This is a genomic window from Serratia sp. TSA_130.1 (genome assembly GCF_052691795.1).
Genome location: NZ_JBQZFS010000001.1, coordinates 349,769 through 368,905, shown reverse-complemented (window position 1 = coordinate 368,905; position 19,137 = coordinate 349,769). Strand labels below are relative to the sequence as shown.

General features: G+C 58.3%; 18 protein-coding genes. 10 read left to right on the top strand and 8 right to left on the bottom strand.

The genetic code is table 11. From position 1 onward, the window contains the following. The first annotated feature begins 28 nt into the window (after window positions 1-28). On the top strand, window positions 29-388 hold the full coding sequence (gene yebF / locus ACUTQY_RS01695; protein WP_033643374.1) for a protein YebF: 360 nt from the start codon (window positions 29-31) through the stop codon (window positions 386-388). Between the two features lie 57 nt (window positions 389-445). Here yebF and ACUTQY_RS01690 read toward each other — a convergent pair whose 3' ends face one another. The 5 genes from ACUTQY_RS01690 to mdtH form a co-directional block, all read right to left on the bottom strand. Next, entirely contained in the window at window positions 446-1,009 is a 564-nt protein-coding gene (locus ACUTQY_RS01690; RefSeq protein ID WP_016927416.1) for a lipoprotein, read from the bottom strand. A 152-nt stretch (window positions 1,010-1,161) separates the two neighbouring features. Continuing rightward, window positions 1,162-2,802 carry an ABC1 kinase family protein gene (locus ACUTQY_RS01685; protein WP_046687251.1) on the bottom strand — a complete coding sequence of 547 codons (1,641 nt, stop codon included), beginning with the start codon at window positions 2,800-2,802 and terminating at the stop codon, window positions 1,162-1,164. A gap of 34 nt (window positions 2,803-2,836) precedes the next feature. Beyond that, on the bottom strand, window positions 2,837-3,484 hold the full coding sequence (gene grxB / locus ACUTQY_RS01680) for a glutaredoxin 2 (RefSeq protein ID WP_033650938.1): 648 nt from the start codon (window positions 3,482-3,484) through the stop codon (window positions 2,837-2,839). Between the two features lie 127 nt (window positions 3,485-3,611). Further along, window positions 3,612-3,860 carry a hypothetical protein gene (locus tag ACUTQY_RS01675; RefSeq protein WP_033643371.1) on the bottom strand — a complete coding sequence of 83 codons (249 nt, stop codon included), beginning with the start codon at window positions 3,858-3,860 and terminating at the stop codon, window positions 3,612-3,614. 73 nt (window positions 3,861-3,933) lie between these two features. Then, a complete protein-coding gene (mdtH, locus tag ACUTQY_RS01670) occupies window positions 3,934-5,139 on the bottom strand; it encodes a multidrug efflux MFS transporter MdtH (RefSeq protein ID WP_033643370.1) in 1,206 nt (401 codons plus the stop codon). Between the two features lie 346 nt (window positions 5,140-5,485). Here mdtH and rimJ point away from each other — a divergent pair, with 346 nt between their 5' ends. The 4 genes from rimJ (at window position 5,486) to murJ (ending at window position 9,279) form a co-directional block, all read left to right on the top strand. Beyond that, window positions 5,486-6,070 carry a ribosomal protein S5-alanine N-acetyltransferase gene (gene rimJ / locus ACUTQY_RS01665; protein WP_033644290.1) on the top strand — a complete coding sequence of 195 codons (585 nt, stop codon included), beginning with the start codon at window positions 5,486-5,488 and terminating at the stop codon, window positions 6,068-6,070. Between the two features lie 9 nt (window positions 6,071-6,079). Continuing rightward, window positions 6,080-6,724, top strand: coding sequence for a YceH family protein (locus ACUTQY_RS01660; RefSeq protein WP_042784746.1), 645 nt, complete (start codon window positions 6,080-6,082; stop codon window positions 6,722-6,724). Then, a complete protein-coding gene (locus tag ACUTQY_RS01655) occupies window positions 6,717-7,637 on the top strand; it encodes a Gfo/Idh/MocA family protein (RefSeq protein ID WP_033643368.1) in 921 nt (306 codons plus the stop codon). Before ACUTQY_RS01660 ends, ACUTQY_RS01655 begins: the two co-directional genes overlap by 8 nt. Before the next feature lie 106 nt (window positions 7,638-7,743). Next, on the top strand, window positions 7,744-9,279 hold the full coding sequence (murJ, locus tag ACUTQY_RS01650; protein WP_033643367.1) for a murein biosynthesis integral membrane protein MurJ: 1,536 nt from the start codon (window positions 7,744-7,746) through the stop codon (window positions 9,277-9,279). A gap of 66 nt (window positions 9,280-9,345) precedes the next feature. Here murJ and argS read toward each other — a convergent pair whose 3' ends face one another. Then, window positions 9,346-11,076, bottom strand: a complete 1,731-nt coding sequence (gene argS, locus ACUTQY_RS01645; protein WP_033643365.1) for an arginine--tRNA ligase — start codon at window positions 11,074-11,076, stop codon at window positions 9,346-9,348. A 200-nt stretch (window positions 11,077-11,276) separates the two neighbouring features. Between argS and ACUTQY_RS01640 the strand changes: the two genes are divergently transcribed. Together ACUTQY_RS01640 and ACUTQY_RS01635 are read left to right on the top strand one after the other, a co-directional pair. Next, on the top strand, window positions 11,277-11,435 hold the full coding sequence (locus ACUTQY_RS01640) for a hypothetical protein (protein ID WP_154219869.1): 159 nt from the start codon (window positions 11,277-11,279) through the stop codon (window positions 11,433-11,435). A 475-nt stretch (window positions 11,436-11,910) separates the two neighbouring features. Beyond that, on the top strand, window positions 11,911-12,477 hold the full coding sequence (locus ACUTQY_RS01635) for a VOC family protein (protein WP_033643364.1): 567 nt from the start codon (window positions 11,911-11,913) through the stop codon (window positions 12,475-12,477). Here ACUTQY_RS01635 and ACUTQY_RS01630 read toward each other — a convergent pair. Then, window positions 12,474-13,622, bottom strand: a complete 1,149-nt coding sequence (locus ACUTQY_RS01630) for a MalY/PatB family protein (protein ID WP_046687249.1) — start codon at window positions 13,620-13,622, stop codon at window positions 12,474-12,476. The genes ACUTQY_RS01635 and ACUTQY_RS01630 overlap by 4 nt on opposite strands. 101 nt (window positions 13,623-13,723) lie before the next feature. On the opposite strand from ACUTQY_RS01630, the gene cutC reads away from it, so the two are divergent. Next, a complete protein-coding gene (gene cutC / locus ACUTQY_RS01625) occupies window positions 13,724-14,482 on the top strand; it encodes a copper homeostasis protein CutC (protein WP_060660624.1) in 759 nt (252 codons plus the stop codon). Between the two features lie 131 nt (window positions 14,483-14,613). Here cutC and ACUTQY_RS01620 read toward each other — a convergent pair whose 3' ends face one another. Then, on the bottom strand, window positions 14,614-16,434 hold the full coding sequence (locus tag ACUTQY_RS01620) for a hypothetical protein (RefSeq protein ID WP_046687247.1): 1,821 nt from the start codon (window positions 16,432-16,434) through the stop codon (window positions 14,614-14,616). 443 nt (window positions 16,435-16,877) lie between these two features. On the opposite strand from ACUTQY_RS01620, the gene ACUTQY_RS01615 reads away from it, so the two are divergent. Both ACUTQY_RS01615 and ACUTQY_RS01610 read left to right on the top strand, forming a co-directional pair. Continuing rightward, window positions 16,878-17,282: a hypothetical protein gene (locus tag ACUTQY_RS01615; RefSeq protein ID WP_033643360.1), complete on the top strand. Its 405-nt coding sequence runs from the start codon at window positions 16,878-16,880 to the stop codon at window positions 17,280-17,282. Next, complete coding sequence (locus ACUTQY_RS01610) at window positions 17,279-19,135, top strand: FKBP-type peptidyl-prolyl cis-trans isomerase N-terminal domain-containing protein (protein ID WP_128868473.1); 1,857 nt, start codon at window positions 17,279-17,281, stop codon at window positions 19,133-19,135. The genes ACUTQY_RS01615 and ACUTQY_RS01610 overlap by 4 nt, the downstream gene beginning before the upstream one ends. Window positions 19,136-19,137 lie beyond the last annotated feature (2 nt).

Sequence of the window (19,137 nt, the reverse complement as noted above, 5' to 3'; positions counted from 1 at the left end):
GATAGCGCTAATCACAACGGGAGGACATATGAAAAAAACGGGTTTGGCTATCGCCTTGTTGGCCATGATGGGAGCATCGACGACGGTGTGGGCGCAGGATCACGAACAGCGCGCCGCCAAGGTGGGGCAGTGTGCGGGCCTGCAGCCGGCGGATATCGCCGCCCAGGTCAAGCGCGACTTCTTGCAGAACCGCATTACGCGCTGGGAGTCGGACAAAAAGCTGCTGGGTACCGCAACGCCGATTGCCTGGGTTAGCCCGGATGCCATCAGCGGCAAGGATCAGGTATGGCAGGTGCCGTTGACGGTGCGTGGCACCAAGGCAGATAAAACCTACAACGTGACGCTCAACTGCAACACCGGCGAAATCGCCTACAGCGCCCCACAGTAACGCTTTCCCGGCAGTAAAAAGCCCGCCGAGCGGCGGGCTTGATGTTCTCAGGCGGCGTCAGTCGCTGAATGGGATCACCAATTCCCCCGGTTTCACTTCCAACCCTTTCGCCAGTTTTTTCGCCAGCGCTTCGGTTTTGCTGTTGTCAGGATTCAGCACATAAGCCGGCTTTTGGTCGAAGTAGGATTTCAGCGACTGGTTCAGATACGGCGTCAGCGCTTTCATCACCGTCTGCATTTTTTCCGGCTGCACGCTGTAATCGGTCAGCTCCATGTCCTTCAGGAAAATGGCGCCCTGCGCCCGGTCATAAACCGGCTGCGCCTTCAGCGTCAGCTTCAGATCCGCGGTCTGCGGGCCGAGAATCGACGTGATGTTGACCTTGGCGTCGCCGGAAAGGGTGACTTTACCCGGTTCGCTGCGGCCGATCTGGCTTTGCAACTGAGTCAGCACGATGTTGGCGTCCAGCAGGCCGGGCACGCCGATTTGCTTCTGATAGTCGTTATGTTTCTGCAGGTAGTCATTCACTTCCTGTTCACTCAGGGTGTACTGGGTCAGTTGATTGCAACCGGCCAATACGCCGGCGAACAGCAGGGCGGCTGCGCCCATCAGGATCTTCTTCATTAATGCCTCATTGCGACTGCTGGCGAAAAGTGCTGCAGATAATTGATTAATCATTATAAACGCTCCGCCTGCGCGTGAAAACGGCAGGCGGCGGTATGGCGGGAATAGTGCGCGTAAAACAGGGCGAGACCTATCGGATAACGCCGAAAGCGTCAGCGCCGTAATCGCAGCGCCAAGAGGATCACGCCGGCCAGGCAGGCTGCGCCTCCCAACAGCGGGAACAGCGGAATGCCCCACAGCCGCAGCGACGAATGCATCAGATAAGGCGCCAGCCCCAGGGCAAAAGCGGCGGTGACGATGGCGATGGCCAGGGTAACGGCGCTGCGCTCCAGCGCTTTGCTCAACTGACCGAGGTTCTTGACGTTAATGTCGGCATTGAGCTGCCCGCGTTTCAGGCGGCGCACCAACAGCCGCAGGGTTTGCGGCAGTTCCTCTCCGGCATCGAGCGCTTCCCCGCCCAGGGTCAAGAGCCGTTGGCGCACGGCGTCAGGGGCATAACGTTGCAGCACCGTTTGTTGCAGCATCGGTTTGAGCGTGGCGACGATGTCAAAGGCCGGATCCAGCCGGTGCAGCACGCCGTCGGCGGTGATTAAGGCCTTGAACAGCAGCACCAGATCCGGCGGCAGCGCCAGCTGGTGCTCACGCGCCATCACCAACAGGTCAGTGAGGGCTTTGCCGAGCGTTAGGGAGGCGGCGGCCTGCTTGTCGAGAAAGTTTTGCGCCGCCAGCTCCAGGTCCATCAGATCCAGCGGTTCGCTGTCCGACCAGGCGATCAGCGTGTTGACGATGCCTTCGGACTGACGATCGGCGATGGCCTGCAGCAGCAGGAGCAACTGGTTGCGCCGCCGTTCGGACAGCTGGCCCACCATGCCGAAGTCGATGAAGCCGACGCGATCGCCGCTCAGCGCCATCACGTTGCCGGGGTGCGGATCGGCGTGATACAGCCGGTGCTCCAGCACCATGCTCATAAAGGCGCGAGCGCCGCGCCGCGCCAGCAGCGGGCCGTCAAATCCCGCTTCCGCCAACTGCCGGGGGTTCTCCGGCGCGGTGCCGGGCAAGTATTCCTGCACTAACAGACGCGGAGAAGACCATTGCCAATAGATTTTCGGCACGACCACGTCGGGTTCACGCGCAAACATGCCGGCGACGCGATCGCAGTTATGCCCTTCATGGGTCAAATCCAGTTCATGATTGAGCGCCGTCGCCAGCGCTCTGACCATCTGCCGTGGTCGATAGCGCGCCAGCGCCTGACTCTGCTGCTCCACGATTTCCGCCAGCGAGGCCAGCAGCCGCAGATCGGCGTGAATGGTTTTTGCCAGGCCGGGGCGCAGCACTTTCACCACTACCTGTTCGCCGCTGTGCAGGCGCGCGCGGTAAATTTGCGCCATCGACGCCGCGGCCAGCGGTGTGCGATCGAATTCGGCAAACAGCTGCTCGGGATCATCCCCGAGATCGGCGATGATCTGCGGCGCCAGCATTTCCCATGGCAACACCGCCGCCTGGCTGTGCAGACGATCCAGTTCGTCGGTCCAGGCCGGATCCAGCAGGTCAGAACGCGTGGCCAGGATCTGGCCGAATTTGACGAAGGTTGGGCCGAGCGCCTCGAGCGCTTCGCGCAGCCGCTGAGGAAGGGGCTGCGCGCTCTGCCGTGCGGGCTCACCGCGGGCGCCACGCAGCAACGCCCCCAGGCCCAGCAGGCGCAGAACGTCTTGCAAACCATAACGAATCAGAACGGAAGTAATTTCCTTCAGCCGCGCCCGATCGCGAGCGGTGGCGAGCACCATTTTCAGCATCAGTACGCCATATCCTTTTTGTGACTGTCGAACGTTATTGTTCCATATCCAGCAGCAACGGCACTTCGCTGCGCTGCGCCATGCGGTTGCGGTAGGCTTCCACGTTGTCCGGCAGGGCAACCCCGGCGACGATCGACAATGAGCGCAGCAGCGGGAACAGATGAATATCGTCCTCAGAAAGCTCGCCGTTCACGGCGTCGGCGGAGACGATCAGCGGTGACAGCGTTTGCAGGTCGGCCTCCAGTTCGGCGATCAGATCGGCGCTGTTGGCGAGATGCTCGGCGAAATCACCGATTGACGCCTGCTTTTTATCGATAAAGTAACGGCGGGCGCTGTCGGTGGCAAATTCTTCGAAATCGGCATGCGCAATACGCGGCAACAGCAATTTTGCCGCATAACTGTCGACCCGGCGCAACCACTCGGCGATGGCAGGGTTGGTGCGGCCGGTCAGCACCGGTTTGCCGTCCAAGCCATCGACATAGCGCACGATATCCAGGCTTTCCGGCATCGCTTCGCCGTCGTCTTTGATCAGGATCGGCACCATTTTTTTGCCAATCAGATTGAACGGGGTCGTCTCATCGTCGTTGAGCAACGTGACCAGGCGAATCGGCAGATGTTTCAGGCCGAAAATCATGCGGGCTTTAACGCAGAATGGGCAATGATCGTAAATGAACAGTTTCATGCTTGCTCCGGGTTGTCAGGTTTTAACAGCAATAGTTACCACAGCTTATCGAGGCTGTCTTGAAACGCGTGTGTTGGATGGTGCGTTATTGCGATATTGCCCGCGCAACAGGCGCGGGCGAGGGGTGCTATTTCTTGACCGGTACCGAGTTGAGCACATCGATCAGGTGAATGCGGGCTTGTTCCAAATCGATCTGATCGCGTTCGTTGGCGGCGGTGACGACCTGCAGCTGTTTGATAATATCGTTTTTCAGGCCGGCGTCGCTGGCGAGGATATGCGCCAGCGCCTTTTCCACCAGGGTGGAGCGCGCATAAATCATGCGCAAGTTCAGTATCATATGTTCGAGTAGTTGCGGTAATTTGGCTTCTTCGCTCATGCCGACGGGCTCCTGTGGGTGTTTTTACTAACAGGATAGCAGCTGTTGCCGATTCGGCCGGATTTCTATGGCGTTAGCCGCCGCGCAGTATCACCGACGCGTTGCGCCGCGGGCTGAATTGCCAGTACAGCGCCAGCAGCGTGGCGAAGCCGACGGCGCCGAGCAGCAGCCAGGGCAGCTCCGGCATGTTCATCATCCGCCCGGTATCGTACATCCAACCGCCGCCGGTATATCCCAACGCACCGCCCAACGCCAGCCCGAGGCGGCTGAAGCCCATGTAGCTGCCGCGCGCCCGCGGATCGGCCAGTGACGCGCTGAGCGTTTCGCGCGCCGGCTCGGCGATGATCGAACCCAGATAGAAACAGCAGATCAGCGTGAACACGCCTTGCAGGCTGCTGGCAAGGCCGATCGGCAGCAGGCTGAGCGTCATCAGCAGCAGGCCCGCCATCAGGCGTTGTTCAAGCCGAAAATGTTTTTCACCCCAACGCGCCAGCGGATAGAGCAGCGACAGCGACAGCGCCGCTTCGATCGCGTACATCCATTTCACCGCCGCCGGTGAGCCGGCAATTTCATTGACCACGATCGGCAGCATCAGCATCACCTGTACCGCCAGCATATAGTAGCCGGTCAGCGTCAGGACATAGGTGAGGAAGCGGCGATCGCGCACGACCCGCAACATGCCTTCTTTCATCGGCACGCGCACGGTGGAGATGCGATAAGCCGGCAGTAACCAGGCGTTCCAGCCGGCGGCCAGCACGAAGATCGCCGCCCCGACCCAGCAGACAAAGTGGAAATCGTATTGCAGCAGCCAACTGCCGATCAGCGCGCCGACTACCGCGCCGGCGCTGTCCTGCATCATCAACAGCGAGAAAAAGCGGCCGCGTTCGTGCGGACGGGTCAGTTTGATCACCAAAGCGGTGCGCGGCGGATCGAACAGCGTGCCGCCGAGGGCGGACAGCGCGCAGGAGAACCACAGGATCCACGGCGCATCGGCCATCGCCATGGTGGCGAAACCGGCGGCGCGCAGCAGCATGCCGGTGACGATCATCGGCTTGGCGCCAAAGCGGTCGGCGACCGCGCCGCCAAAGATGCCGAGCCCTTGTTGCAGCAACTGACGCAAACCCAGCGCGATGCCGACGATCAGCGCCGCCCATCCCAGCTGATCGACGAAGCGGATCGAAATAAGCGGGAACACGACAAAGAAGCCTAAAACCACCAGCAGGTTGTCGAGCAACAGAAAATATTTACCCAAGCTGCGCGCTTGCGACACCAGAGACATGCATCACCATGAGCAATTAAGAGAGAGGGGGAAGGCAACTCCACCATTCTCTACCCAATTGGCGGACGGCGACAGGGGCGGAGTAGATAATATTTTTTTATCGTCAAGGTGTTACCTGAACTGCAAAATTGGCGGAAAAACGCCGTAAAACGCGTATTCGACGATTTACTGAGCGGCCGGTATTTTACCTCGGGGGCGGCCTACGGTTATATTGAATGCAAGGGAGCGCGGTTCTGAGGCGCTATTGGCAACATAAAGTCATGGCCTCAGATTGGCGTCGGATAATTATCCACGAGGCTTCCTAATAAATACTTCTTATCGAACCGTTTTGACCGCGGGGGAAATGATGTTCGGCTACCGCTCTGCATCGCCAAAAGTACGTCTTACTACCGACCGGATGGTGGTCCGTTTAGTGCATGAACGGGACGCCTATCGTCTGGCGGACTATTATGCCGAGAACCGGACCTTTCTCAAACCCTGGGAGCCGGTGCGCGATGAAAGCCATTGTTATCCGTCCGGCTGGCAGGCGCGCCTGGGGATGATCGCTGAAATGCAAAAGCAGGGCAGCGCCTACTATTTTATCCTGCTCGATCCGGAAGAGCAGGAAGTCCGCGGCGTGGCGAACTTCAGCAACGTGTTGCGCGGTTCGTTTCACGCCTGCTTCCTCGGTTATTCGCTGGGGGAGAAATGGCAGGGGCAGGGGTTGATGTTCGAAGCCTTGCAGTCCGCCATCCGCTATATGCTGCGCCAACAGCGCATGCACCGCATCATGGCCAACTATATGCCGCATAACCAGCGCAGCGGCGCATTGCTGACGCGTCTGGGATTCGAACGCGAAGGTTACGCCAAAGATTACCTGCTGATCGACGGCAAGTGGCAAGACCACGTTTTGACGGCATACACCAATAAAGAGTGGCTACCCCCACGTTGAGGCCAAACGATGAAATATGAATTGAACGCCAAAGAGGCCCGGGTCATCGGCTGCCTGTTGGAAAAACAGGTGACGACGCCGGACCAATACCCGCTTTCGCTTAACGCCATTACCCTGGCCTGTAACCAAAAGACCAACCGCGAGCCGGTGATGGATCTGAGCGAAAGCGAGGTGCAGCAACTCCTCGATCTCTTGCTGCGCAAACATTTCCTGCGCACCCTCAGCGGGTTCGGCAATCGGGTCGTGAAATACGAGCAGCGGTTTTGCAATTCCGAGTTTGGCCAGCTGAAGCTCTCTCCCGCCGAACTGGCGGTGATCGCCACCTTACTGCTGCGCGGCGCGCAAACGCCGGGCGAGCTGCGCACGCGCACCAACCGAATGCACGAGTTCAGCGATGTCAGCGAGGTCGAACAGGTGCTGCAGCAGTTGACCACGCGCGAAGACGGCCCGTTCGTGGTGCGCCTGGCGCGCGAGCCGGGCAAGCGCGAAAGCCGCTTCATGCATCTGTTCAGCGGGCCAATCGATGAGGCGCCGCCGGCGCTCGAGTCGGAGATCGACGGTGAATTGAGCGCCAGGGTCAGCGCGTTGGAAAACGACGTGGCGGAGCTGAAACGGCAGGTGCAGCAACTGTTGGCGAGGGAAACGCATGACTAAATTGCGCGTGGGCGTGGTGGGGCTGGGCAGCATCGCGCAGAAGGCCTACCTGCCGATCCTCAGTCAGGCGGCGGACTGGACGCTGGTGGGCGGCTTCTCGCCTAATCAACAGAAAGCGCAGCCGCTGTGCGACAGCTACCGTATGGCCTGTTTCCCTCGGCTGGACAGCTTGGCCGAACAGTGCGATGCGGTCTTTGTCCACAGCAGCACCGCCAGCCATTTTTCGGTCATTGGCGAGCTGCTTAACCGTGGCGTACATGTTTACGTCGATAAGCCGCTGGCGGAAACGCTGGAGCAGGGCGAGCAGTTGCTTGAGCTGGCCGAGCGGCGGGGCAAAACGCTGATGGTGGGGTTCAACCGCCGTTTCGCGCCGCTTTACCGCCAACTCAAGCAGCAAATGAATCAGCCCGCCTCCATTCGCATGGATAAACATCGGGCGGACAGCGTCGGCCCTCACGATCTGCGTTTTACCCTGTTGGATGATTACCTGCACGTGGTGGACACCGCCCTGTGGCTGGCGGGCGGAGGCGAGCAACTGCTGAGCGGCAGCGTGCGCGCCAACGCTGCAGGCGAGATGCTGTACGCCGAGCATCACTTCGCCTGTGGCGATACGCTGGTGACGACCAGTATGCATCGCCGCGGCGGCAGCCAGCGCGAAAGCGTGCAGGCGGTGACAGACGGCGCGCGGTATCAGTTGACCGATATGCGCCACTGGCTGCGCGAAGATGCGCAGGGCGAGTTGGAACAGCCGGTGCCGGGTTGGCAAAGCACGCTGGTGCAACGCGGTTTCGACGGGGCGGTGCGGCATTTCCTCTGCGCCGTCGCCAATCAGAGCGCGCCGGAAACCGGCGGCGAGCAGGCGTTGGTTGCGCAGCGGGTGGTCGAGCGTTTGTTACGCGATAACTCTATGTAACATATGGCGGTAGCTATTCTTTTCCGGATGCGTAAACTGAGCCGATTGTTTCACTGACGCCTGCTGTTGCAGGCGTTGATATTTACGGTACCTATCAGACAACCACATGAACCTACTCAAATCATTGGCTGCCGTCAGCTCGATGACGATGTTTTCGCGGGTGTTGGGCTTTGCCCGCGATGCGATCGTCGCGCGCGTGTTCGGGGCCGGCATGGCAACGGACGCCTTCTTCGTGGCGTTCAAACTTCCTAACCTGCTGCGTCGTATCTTTGCCGAAGGCGCATTTTCGCAGGCTTTCGTGCCGATCCTGGCGGAATATAAGAGCCAGCAGGGCGAGGAAGCGACGCGCACCTTTATCGCCTATGTCTCCGGGCTGTTGACGTTGGTGCTGGCGGTGGTGACGGTGCTGGGGATGCTGGCCGCGCCCTGGGTGATCTATATCACTGCGCCGGGCTTTACCGATACGCCCGACAAGTTTGCGCTGACGTCGGCGCTGCTGCGCATTACCTTCCCCTATATTCTATTGATTTCGCTGGCCTCGCTGGTGGGGGCGATCCTCAATACCTGGAACCGTTTCTCGATCCCGGCCTTTGCGCCAACGCTGCTTAACGTCAGCATGATCGGCTTCGCGCTGTTCGCCGCGCCGTATTTCCACCCGCCGGTGCTGGCGCTGGCGTGGGCGGTGGTGGTCGGCGGCGTGCTGCAACTGGGCTATCAGCTGCCGCACCTGCGCAAGATCGGCATGCTGGTGCTGCCGCGCATCAAATTGGGCGACGCCGGGGTCTGGCGGGTGATGCGCCAGATGGGGCCGGCGATCCTTGGGGTGTCGGTCAGCCAAATCTCGCTGATCATCAACACGATCTTCGCATCGTTCCTGGTGTCCGGCTCGGTGTCCTGGATGTACTATGCCGACCGCCTGATGGAGTTTCCTTCCGGCGTGCTGGGCGTGGCATTGGGCACCATCCTGCTGCCGTCGCTGGCCAAAAGCTTCTCGAGCGGCAACCACGACGAGTACTCGCGCCTGATGGATTGGGGGCTGCGCCTGTGCTTTCTGCTGGCGCTGCCGAGCGCCATCGCGCTGGGTATTTTGGCCAAACCGTTGACCGTCTCGCTGTTCCAGTACGGCAAGTTCAGCGCCTTTGACGCGGCGATGACGCAACGTGCGCTGGTGGCTTACTCGGTGGGGCTGATGGGGCTGATCGTGGTTAAGGTGCTGGCGCCGGGCTTTTATTCGCGTCAGGACATCAAAACGCCCGTCAAGATCGCCATCATTACGCTGATCATGACGCAGGTGATGAACCTGGCGTTTATCGGTCCGCTGAAGCATGCCGGCCTGGCGCTGTCGATCGGTTTGGCGGCCTGCCTGAACGCCGCGCTGCTGTATTGGCAGCTGCGCAAGCAGAAAATCTTCCAGCCACAGCCGGGTTGGGCGCTGTTCCTCACCAAGCTGGTGATTGCCGTACTGGTGATGTCGGCCGTGCTGATTGGCTTGATGTGGCTGATGCCGGCCTGGGATCAGGGCAACATGCTGGAGCGTTTGCTGCGCTTGGCGGCGGTGGTGGTGGCCGGTGTGGTAGCCTACTTCGGCGTGCTGGCCGGGTTGGGTTTCCGCCCGCGTGATTTCGCGCGCCGGGTCGTCTGAGCCGAGTGAAAGCGTAAAAAAAAAAGGTCGCCACGGCGACCTTTTTGCTTTTCCGCGCGGCGCGGTTTACATGCGCTCGACGGTTTCGATGCCCAGCGTATCCAGGCCGGTTTTCAGCGTTTTGGCGGTCAGCAGCGCCAGCTTCAGGCGGCTCTGACGGGCTTCTTCGCTGTCGGCGTTGAGGATCTGGCAGTGCTCGTAGAAGCCGGAGAACAAGCCGGCCAGATCGTACAGGTAGCTGCACATGACGTGCGGCGTGCCTTCACGCGCGACGGCGGTGAGCACCTCTTCGAACTGCAGCAGGCGAGTGGCCAGCGCAATTTCACGCTCTTCGGTCAGGATCAGCGGCAGCGTCAGGCTGCTTTCGTCGATCCCGGCGCGTTTGAATACCGATGCCACACGGGTATAGGCGTATTGCATGTAAGGCGCGGTATTGCCTTCGAAGGCCAGCATGTTATCCCAGTCGAAAACATAGTCGGTGGTGCGGCTTTTCGACAGATCGGCGTATTTCACCGCGCCGATACCGACCACGCGAGCGATGGTCTTCATTTCGTCTTCCGGCATGTCCGGGTTTTTGCCGGCGATCAACTGCTCGGCGCGTTCGATGGCTTCATCCAGCAGGTCGGAGAGCTTCACGGTGCCGCCTGAGCGGGTTTTGAACGGCTTGCCGTCTTTGCCCAGCATCATGCCGAACATGTGATGTTCCAGCGAGACGGACTCCGGCACATAACCGGCTTTGCGCACGATGGTCCAGGCCTGCATCAGGTGCTGATGCTGGCGGGAATCGATGTAATACAGCACGCGATTGGCGCCCAGGGTCTCGTAGCGATACTTGGCGCAGGCGATATCGGTGGTGGTATAGAGGTAGCCGCCATCCTTTTTCTGGATGATGACGCCCATCGGGTCGCCGTCCTTGTTCTGGTATTCGTCGAGGAACACCACGGTGGCGCCTTCGCTTTCCACCGCCAGCCCTTTGGCTTTCAGATCGGCGACGATGCCCGGAAGCATCGCGTTATACAGGCTTTCGCCCATCACGTCGTCTTCGGTCAGCGTGACGTTCAGGCGGTTATAGGTCAGCTGGTTTTGCGCCATGGTGATGTCGACCAGCTTGCGCCACATTTTCAGGCAGTATTGATCGCCGCCCTGCAGCTTCACGACGTAAGCGCGTGCGCGCTCGGCGAACTCGGCGTCTTCATCGTAATGCTTCTTGGCTTCGCGGTAGAACTGCTCGAGATCGGACAAGCCCATATCGCTGGCGTTTTCATTCTGCATTTTTTCCAGGTAGGCAATCAGCATGCCGAACTGGGTGCCCCAGTCGCCGACGTGGTTGGCGCGGATCACTTTATGGCCCAGAAACTCCTGAGTACGCGCTGCGGCGTCGCCGATGATGGTGGAGCGCAGGTGGCCGACGTGCATTTCTTTCGCCACGTTCGGCGCGGAATAGTCGATAACGATGGTTTGCGGTTCAACCGGCGCAATGCCCAATTTCGGTGCGTTCAGCACCTGGTCGGCCTGGCGGGCGACCCAGTCGCTGTTCAGGAAGATATTGATAAAGCCGGGGCCGGCGATTTCCACTTTACTGGCGACGTCGCCGAGATCCAGCAGTTGCACCACTTTTTCCGCCAGCTGACGGGGCGGCATGCCCAGCTTTTTGGCGACTGACATCACGCCGTTGGCCTGGTAATCACCAAACTGCGCCTTGGCGGATGGGCGGACCTGCGCTTCGCAATCCGCTGGCGCGCCAGCGGCGATCAGCGCCTGGCTGACTTTATCTGAAAGAAGAACCTGAATATTCACCGGGTTACCTTAATGACGAACGAGGGGCCGAAACCAGCCCCCGAGGGATTCAACGGTGGTGGCCAACGGCGCGCGGGCGGCGGCGACCTCCACAAAACAGCCTGCAATTGTAACCGATCTGAGGGAGCCCGTCAGCAGTTGGCGCGACCGCAGCGATGAAACAGTTGCGGAGGCGCGCGTTATTGCCGTGGGGATAAAAGATGGACAACCGAGAGAAGATATACGGTGGAAAAAATGAGGGGCTAGCGTTTTTTATTGCGGCGACCGGAATCCAGCGTATTGGTGCTGCGAGATTTAAAATGACGGTAGATGGCGTATACGGCGATAATTATCAACACCAAGGATATCGTCAGCAATAACATAATGATCATCTCTAATTTAAATTTCCCCCAAAGTAGCCGAGTTGAGTGGGTGAATCAATTGCCCGGCATTAAATTAAGATAATCCTTAGTTTTCCATCATTTTTTGCGCTGCATTCTCTTTGTTTACAATTGGTTAAACTTCATTTTTTGTGTGACTTATATAAGTGGGTGAGGTTTGATTAAGCGAAAAAAATCAATCGATTTAGCCCGCAGGTGGCGGAGGGTTTTGTGCAAAATAACTTAAATCTTACTGTCATAAGGAAATGATATAATGGCCTGCGAAAAATCCTATTTTTTATTTAATTGCCGAATTAATAAGCTGCCATCTCAATAAGCGCTGGGTTTTTCGTCCCCCATCCAGAACCGAAAATTATGCTGTACTGCCGCTGAAAAATCTCGCCACTCTGGCGAGCGCCGTCGCCACCGTGTAAATTACGGCCTTTAACTTTGCGCTCGTTGTTTTGAGGTTTCTATGACCAATCCCTTGCAGGCCATTGCCGAGCTTGACGATCTGAGGCTCGACCTGCCGCGTTTCGAGCAGGCGTTGCAACAATTCGCCGCCAGATTGCAGCTTGACCTGTCCTCGTTTACCGCCGATCACATTTCCTTGCGCTGTCACCAGAACGCTACCGCCGAACGCTGGCGCCAGGGATTGATGCAGTGCGGGACACTGTTGTCCGAATCGATGATCAACGGGCGGCCTATCTGTCTGTTTGATTTACAGCAGCCGCTGGCCGTGGGGCCGTGGCGGATAGATTGCGTCGAGCTGCCGTATCCCGGGGAGAAACGGTATCCGCATGAAGGGTGGGAACATGTCGAGCTAGTGCTGAGCGGCGATCCGCAGACGTTGCACGCCCGCGCGCTGAGCCATCTCGCTGATGAAGCGTTGCTGGCGCCGGGGATCAAACTGAAGCAAAGCTCGCCAAAAGGCGAGGGCGAGCGGTTGCCGAACCCGACGCTGGCCATCACCGATGGAACGGTCACGATCAAGTTTCATCCTTACTCCATTCGGGACATTGTCGCCAGCGAGCAAGGCTAGTCGAACAGCGTGGCGCAGGCCCGCGCCATGCGATCGAGCGCTTCATCGAGCAGAGCCCGCCGGCAACCGAAGTTCAGTCGTACAAAGCGCCGATCGCCGAAATCCAAACCGGCGCTTAATCCAACGCCCGCGCGCTCGAAGAACTGATGCGGATTGTCCACCGGCAACGCGCCGCAGTCGATCCAGGCCAAATAGGTGGCTTCAATCGGCAACAACTTCAATCCCGGCATGGCGTTGATGCGTTCTGTCACCCGATCGCGATTGGCGCGCAGATAAATCAACTGCTCGTCCAGCCAGGGTTGCCCGTATTGATAGGCCGCCTGGGCGGCGACCAGCGCCAGCAGATTGACCTCCGGCACGATGCCGCTGCGCGCACGTTTCAGCTTTTGTCGCAGCGCCTCATTAGGGACGATCGCCATCGAGGCGCCCAGCCCGGCGAGATTAAACGCCTTTGACGGCGACATCAGCGTTACGCTGCGCTGGGCCGCGTCTTCGCTCAGGGTGGCGAAAGGAATATGCCGTGCGCCGGGTTCAAGCAGCAATTCGCAGTGGATTTCATCCGAACAGACGATTAAATCGTGCTCGCGGGCGAACTGATGGTGCTGCGACAGCTCTTCTCGACGATAAACGGTGCCTCCGGGATTTTGCGGGTTGCACAGCAGCAGGAGCTTCTCATTGCCGCTGAGCTGCCCATGCAGCGCGGAAAAATCCAGCACCCAACGTTGGCCTGTTGCCGCCAGCGGTACCGAGAGGTGCTTGCGCCCGGCGAATTTGGCCGCTTTGCGAAATGGCGGATAAATGGGGCTGGGCGCGAGCGTGCTCTGATGGTCTTCGGTGAAGGCGCGCACGCACAGGTTCAGGCCGCACACCAGGCCGGGCAGGAAAAGGATCCATTCAGGCTTGATGTGCCAGCGGTAGCGCTCTACCATGCGGCGGGTAAAAACCTCAAGAAGATCGGGGGATGGGTGCGTGTAGCCGAACACGCCGTGCGCCACGCGCCGCTGCAAGGCGTCGATGACCGCCGGCGGGGAGGCGAAGTCGCTGTCGGCGACCCACAGCGGAATGATGTCGCTGTCGCGATATTTATCCCACTTAACGCTGTCACTGTGACTGCGGTCTACCCATTGATCAAAATTGAATGCCATAGTTACAACCCTGAGCCGGTTTATGCCTAAGCATGAGCCTACGTGAGAAATGAAGAAATGAACAATTGCCGCCGTATGTTGGCCGTTATCTGGGGGTGACAATGATAAAACTGGAAGTTTGTTGCTTTAGCGTCGACTGCGCGCTAACGGCCGAACGGGCGGGCGCCGATCGTATCGAGTTATGCGCCAGCCAGAGCGAGGGCGGATTGACGCCGAGTTATGGCACGCTGCGTTTGGCGCGGGAACGGGTTTCGATTCCGGTTCATCCGATCGTACGCCCTCGCGGTGGCGATTTCTGTTATGGCGCGGTGGATTTCGAGGTGATCAAGCAGGATATCCGCCAGATCCGCGAGTTGGGATTCCCCGGCGTGGTCGTCGGCATGCTGGACGAAGAAGGGCATATCGATCTGCCGCGCATGCGCGAGGTAATGGCGTTGTGCGAGGGGATGGCCGTCACGTTCCATCGCGCATTCGACATGTGCCAAAACCCGATGGTGGCGCTGGAGCAACTGACCGACCTGGGCGTGGCGCGCATTCTGACTTCCGGTCAACAGCAGAGCGCCGAACTGGGCCTGCCGCTGTTGCGTGATTTGCGTCAGGCCAGCCAGGGCCCGGTGATCATGGCGGGCGCCGGCGTGCGTCTGAGCAATTTGCACAAGTTTGTCGATATCGGCCTGCATGAATTGCACAGCTCTTCCGGCCATCTGGTGCCATCGACCATGCGTTATCGCAAGGCGGGGGTCACCATGTGTTCCGATAACGAGTTTGACGAATTTAGCCATTATTGCGTGGATGGCGAAATGGTGGAGGCGATGAAAAACGCGCTGGCCTTGGTTGACCCCTTGGCGCAAAGCGCATAAACACGCAGCTAACCGCGTTTGAAAACCGGTTTCCGGGCCGTAAGACCCCTTTGCGTGTCACTGAGCCTTCGGCGATCACGCAAGTACCAGGCCCCGGCGTTTTGCCGGGGCTTTTTTTATGCCGCGAGAGACTATTGCAACGTGTCAGGCGAGAAGTCAAAGATTTCACCCGGGCTAATGCCGCAGGCTAAAATGCGCACTGTATTATTGCCGTTACCGGGATTGATCAGGATATCGTGGATGGTGCGGTTATTATTCATGACAAACCGCGCATAATAGAGGTTCCCGATGCGCATCCAGGGGATGGCATTATTGCTCTCGATCGTGTCAGTGTAGTCATCGTTGAATGAACGGGCCCAGATACCGGTCGAGGCTTGTGCGGTAGATTGTTCACCGATATAGGATGCGATGGCCCAGAATGTCCTTAATCCCATGCTCCGATGGATGCGCTGGCCCAAACCTTTATAAGCCGGGTTGTCGCCATTGGCCGTCAGGGTATTGCTATCCGCCGTCAGATTTCCATCAATAAACCAGCCTACAGGCTGTTTGTCAGCACCGATGGCGATCATATTGCTGTTCGTCAAACAATTTAGCGGAGCCGCATGTAGCTGATAGCTGCGTTGCGCAATGCTCAGTGTGCCTCTAAGAATGTTGTAACCCGCTTCATTGTTCAGACTGCCGTTCGTCCACATTGGCATGACGGTGTTGCTGAATGAAAGTTGATACCCGCCGTTCGCTTCGAAGCGAATGGCCTGAGGGGAGAGTGAACCCTTCGGTCCATTAGCGGTAGCGAAGTTAACATTGCTGATTTGCACTGGGGTGATATTTGATTGGCCAGTAGACTTTCTTAATACCAGGAACCCTCCAACGATATCACCATAGTCATTAATATAAGAACCGTTGGAGATTTGAATATTGGCGGAGGAATCCGAGTCGATATCAATTCCGGTACCATTTCTGTCTGCCATGAAATTGCTCAGGCTAAGGCCGCCTAAATAGGAGGTTCCTTGTGTTGTAGTTTTGATAAAGATCTTTTTGCCATAAGAGAACACATTCACCATAAACGTATTGTCGTGGCGATCGAGATTGAAAGCACAAGAACCGGCTACGGCGATAGAGGCAGTCACCGCGTTTTCTGTCGGGCGCACGACGTTGGCATTGACGTGAACATTGGTAAATCTGTTGATGTCCCTGCTTTCATAAACCCTGTAGTCGCAGCGTACTGCCCAACCGTAGATATTCTCAAAGCTGTTGGCTTCTCCACGAGCTTCAACAAAATCATAGGCGCCTACATAACGGCAGTTGGCGACTGACAGAGCGCCGGTTGCGGTAATGGTGGCTCCGTATGGAACAAACGCCTCCGGCTGGGTGGCAGTATATTTCTGATCTGGATAGAGGAACGACCAACCATCAAAGACAACGTTCTTATCGCAGGCGAAACAAACCGTACCTGCCGGCTTTTTGATGATGAAAGCACTATCGTCAGCAAGGCCTGCCCGATTAGGGCCATTGTTTGTAAGACTTGCAGGGCCTTGAGCAATACCGCGGCGGGATCCTCTGACTGTGACGCCATTTGCGACGTTGATAGGTTGAGTGCTGGTCAGCAGATATTGAGCATTTTCCGAAGCATAGACCACTTTATTTTTTAAACTTGCGACATAGTCTAATGTGGCGCTGATTGCCGCGTCAGAGGCGAACGTGCCACTGGGATCGGCGCCGAAGTGATCGAAGGTAAGCTTAGTGTCCAGTCGTTTCCAGCGGGCTCCGTCTGCAGTAACCACTACGGTACCGTTATTGTCCGTACTGGTTGTATCCGTTTTCGCATAATAGAATTCGCCGCCGCCGGCGAAACGTCCGGCGGAGTGAGAAACTAAAAAGACAATCTGATCGTCTGTCGCGGGTGTCAGATTACGCAATTCACTGATGTTATTCACACTAATCATATTGCCCATGATATCTCTCCTGTTGATTGGCAACATGATTCTCAATCAGGGTGGACGTTTTAAAAAGCCGATGAGGTTTGTTGGGCGCTGATACAGTATGAAGGTCAGGCTGCGGTGTTCGGAGCATGGATTAGCTTGTTACTTTGTAAAGACACCGCGCCCGTTCCTGCGCTGTTTATCGGTCGGTCAGGCGCCATCTCTTCTCTTGCGCTCGTCATGCCCTGCTGATAAGTTTATGAGTTAAAATCCTTTAAATATCATAATATTAAATGATTTTTTGGTATGTATTGGCGTGGTGAATGATTTGCGCTCTGCCGTTCATCACCGCGTCTGCATTTCTATACCTATTCACCGCCGGTTTTTATGGCCGGAACATCACAGCACCAATGAGGAGAGCCGTCGGCGCAGCCACAGAGCACGTCGACGGCGGACTTTACAAGGAGATAACGATAATGACCCGAACGGCACACTGTTTGACCGCTGCGCTTTTGCTGACCTTGGCCCTGACCGGCTGCCAGACCACCAAGCGGCCTGTTTCTACCTTAAGTAAGCCCCCCAGCGCAGAAGAAATTGCGGAGCAAGACAAACGGCAACGTGAGGCCGAACGCATGCAGCAGTGCCAGCGCGAGCTGGATGCCATGCGCGGCATGGATAACGAAAAATACCAAAAATTCAAACGCGAATTCGATGCTTTGATGGGCGGCGCCGCGCAGTATGCCGGGGTGCGTCAGCGGGTCAACACGGGGACGCAGGAAACCGTTGACGCCCTGTATCGTTATCGCACCAGCCGTCTGTGCGCAGACATCAGTTCTGCCATGATGACCGGTCTGGCTGAGCGTGGAGAGCGCACCCAATGACCCCGCGTGCGAGAAAGGCGTTACTGAGCCTGATGATACCGTTGGCGTTTGCGCCGGCGGTGGCCGCTGCGGATGACGATGTGCCGGCGTTATTGCAGTTTGCCGAGCGCTACCAGCGGCAGGATGCACCGGCCGCGGAGGCTGATGCCGCCGTCACGCAACCCCAGGCCCCCCAGAAGTCGGCATCCCGCCAGGTTCAAACGCGTGAGGCGACGGCGAAGAAGCAGCAGCTGGCGCAGTGGCAAAAGGCGCTGCGCGAGAAAGATGCCCGACTGGAGCAACAGCAGGCTTCCATTCAATCACTGCAGCAGGAGCTGACCGCGTTGCGCGTCGCGTCTTCCCTGGCGGCTGCCGATAAACCGGCTCCGGCGCCCGATCTGAGCGCGTTGAGCGACTTTGCCAGCGGCGTGCGACAGGCGCTGAACCTGACGCCGCAGGAGCGTAAGGCTCAGGCGCAAATCGCCGAGGCGCAAGCGGCGTTAGCGCGGCAAAAGCAGCAAACCGAGGAGCGGGATCGACGCATCGCATCGCTGGAGCAACGGTTGGCGGCGTTGCCAAAACAGTCTGATAACGCGCAGCAACAGGTTTGGCAGGAGAAACTGGCGGCGGCGCAAGCTGCCAACGATAAAGCGCGCCAGCGTTATGAACAGGACCGAAAAGCGGCCGCCGCTGAACTGGAACAGCAGAAGGCCGAAGCCGCCAAGGCGCTAGGGGCACTGCAACAGCAGCTGACGCAGTTGCAAAAAGAGCAGGAAAGCCAACGCCAGCAGGGTGGGCAGCAAGAGAAAAACCTGAAGGCGGCGCTGGAGCAACAAAAGGCCGAGGCCGCCAAAGCGGCGGGCGAACTTCAACAGCAGTTGGCAGCGCTGCAAAAAGAGCGTGATGACCAACGCCAGCAGGCCGAGCAGCAAGAGAAAAAACTGAAGATGGCGCTGGAGCAGCAAAAGGCCGAGGCCGCCAAAGCGGCGGGTGAACTTCAGCAGCAGCTGGCGCAGCTGCAGGAAAAAAACAAGACGCAAACCGAGCAGGCTAAGGCGCTGGAACAGCGTCTGGCGGCGCTGACGGCGGAAAGCGCGCAGGCTGCGCAGCAACGGGATAAAGCGGCGCAACAGGCGGATAAAACGGCGACGGAGCTGGCGGCCGCGCATCAGGCGCAGCAAGCCTTGCGTGAGGAACTGGACGGGCTGAGATCGCGGGCCAAATGGCTGCCGGATAGGCAAGCGCTGAAGAAAAAGCCGGAGCAACAGAGCTATGCCGCCGGTGTTGCTTTGGGGCGCGATATTCAAACGATGCTGGCGGAACGTAAAAATTGGGGTATCACGCCCGACAAAACCGTGCTGCTGGCAGGCGTGATCGATACCTTCAACGGCCATTACCAGTTGAGCGATGCGCAGTTGACCAGCGCACTGGCGGAGTCGGAAAAAGCGGTGAACGACGCCAGAAACCAGGCTGCGAAGACGCAGGCCAGCAAAGGTGAGGCGTTCGTCGCCGAGTTCCAAAAGAAGAAGGGCACGCAGAAGTCGCCTTCCGGTTTCTGGTATCGCATCGATTATGCGGGTGATGAGGTCATTACGGAAAACGCGCGGGTGGACATTGTGGTGAAAGAGAGCTTAACCGACGGCAGCGTGATTCAGGATATGGATCGCAGCGGGAAGGTGATGTCTCAGCCGCTCTCCGCCTATCCGCCGCTGTTCCGCGAGGCGATCGGCCATCTGAAAAATCACGGCTCGCTGACGATGGTGGTGCCGCCGGCGTTGGCGTACGGTGAAACGGGCTATGCGCCGCAGATCCCGCCGAACGCGACGATGGTCTATGAGCTGCGAATTGTCGATGTCGATGTCGGTAACGGGTGAAT

Excerpts from the sequence above, each read along its gene's own strand:
- yebF (WP_033643374.1), top strand. The coding sequence starts at position 29 with ATGAAAAAAACGGGTTTGGCTATCGCCTTGTTGGCCATGATGGGAGCA.
- ACUTQY_RS01690 (WP_016927416.1), bottom strand. The coding sequence starts at position 1,009 with ATGAAGAAGATCCTGATGGGCGCAGCCGCCCTGCTGTTCGCCGGCGTA.
- ACUTQY_RS01685 (WP_046687251.1), bottom strand. The coding sequence starts at position 2,802 with ATGCTGAAAATGGTGCTCGCCACCGCTCGCGATCGGGCGCGGCTGAAG.
- grxB (WP_033650938.1), bottom strand. The coding sequence starts at position 3,484 with ATGAAACTGTTCATTTACGATCATTGCCCATTCTGCGTTAAAGCCCGC.
- ACUTQY_RS01675 (WP_033643371.1), bottom strand. The coding sequence starts at position 3,860 with ATGAGCGAAGAAGCCAAATTACCGCAACTACTCGAACATATGATACTG.
- mdtH (WP_033643370.1), bottom strand. The coding sequence starts at position 5,139 with ATGTCTCTGGTGTCGCAAGCGCGCAGCTTGGGTAAATATTTTCTGTTG.
- rimJ (WP_033644290.1), top strand. The coding sequence starts at position 5,486 with ATGTTCGGCTACCGCTCTGCATCGCCAAAAGTACGTCTTACTACCGAC.
- ACUTQY_RS01660 (WP_042784746.1), top strand. The coding sequence starts at position 6,080 with ATGAAATATGAATTGAACGCCAAAGAGGCCCGGGTCATCGGCTGCCTG.
- ACUTQY_RS01655 (WP_033643368.1), top strand. The coding sequence starts at position 6,717 with ATGACTAAATTGCGCGTGGGCGTGGTGGGGCTGGGCAGCATCGCGCAG.
- murJ (WP_033643367.1), top strand. The coding sequence starts at position 7,744 with ATGAACCTACTCAAATCATTGGCTGCCGTCAGCTCGATGACGATGTTT.
- ACUTQY_RS01640 (WP_154219869.1), top strand. The coding sequence starts at position 11,277 with ATGGACAACCGAGAGAAGATATACGGTGGAAAAAATGAGGGGCTAGCG.
- ACUTQY_RS01635 (WP_033643364.1), top strand. The coding sequence starts at position 11,911 with ATGACCAATCCCTTGCAGGCCATTGCCGAGCTTGACGATCTGAGGCTC.
- ACUTQY_RS01630 (WP_046687249.1), bottom strand. The coding sequence starts at position 13,622 with ATGGCATTCAATTTTGATCAATGGGTAGACCGCAGTCACAGTGACAGC.
- cutC (WP_060660624.1), top strand. The coding sequence starts at position 13,724 with ATGATAAAACTGGAAGTTTGTTGCTTTAGCGTCGACTGCGCGCTAACG.
- ACUTQY_RS01620 (WP_046687247.1), bottom strand. The coding sequence starts at position 16,434 with ATGGGCAATATGATTAGTGTGAATAACATCAGTGAATTGCGTAATCTG.
- ACUTQY_RS01615 (WP_033643360.1), top strand. The coding sequence starts at position 16,878 with ATGACCCGAACGGCACACTGTTTGACCGCTGCGCTTTTGCTGACCTTG.
- ACUTQY_RS01610 (WP_128868473.1), top strand. The coding sequence starts at position 17,279 with ATGACCCCGCGTGCGAGAAAGGCGTTACTGAGCCTGATGATACCGTTG.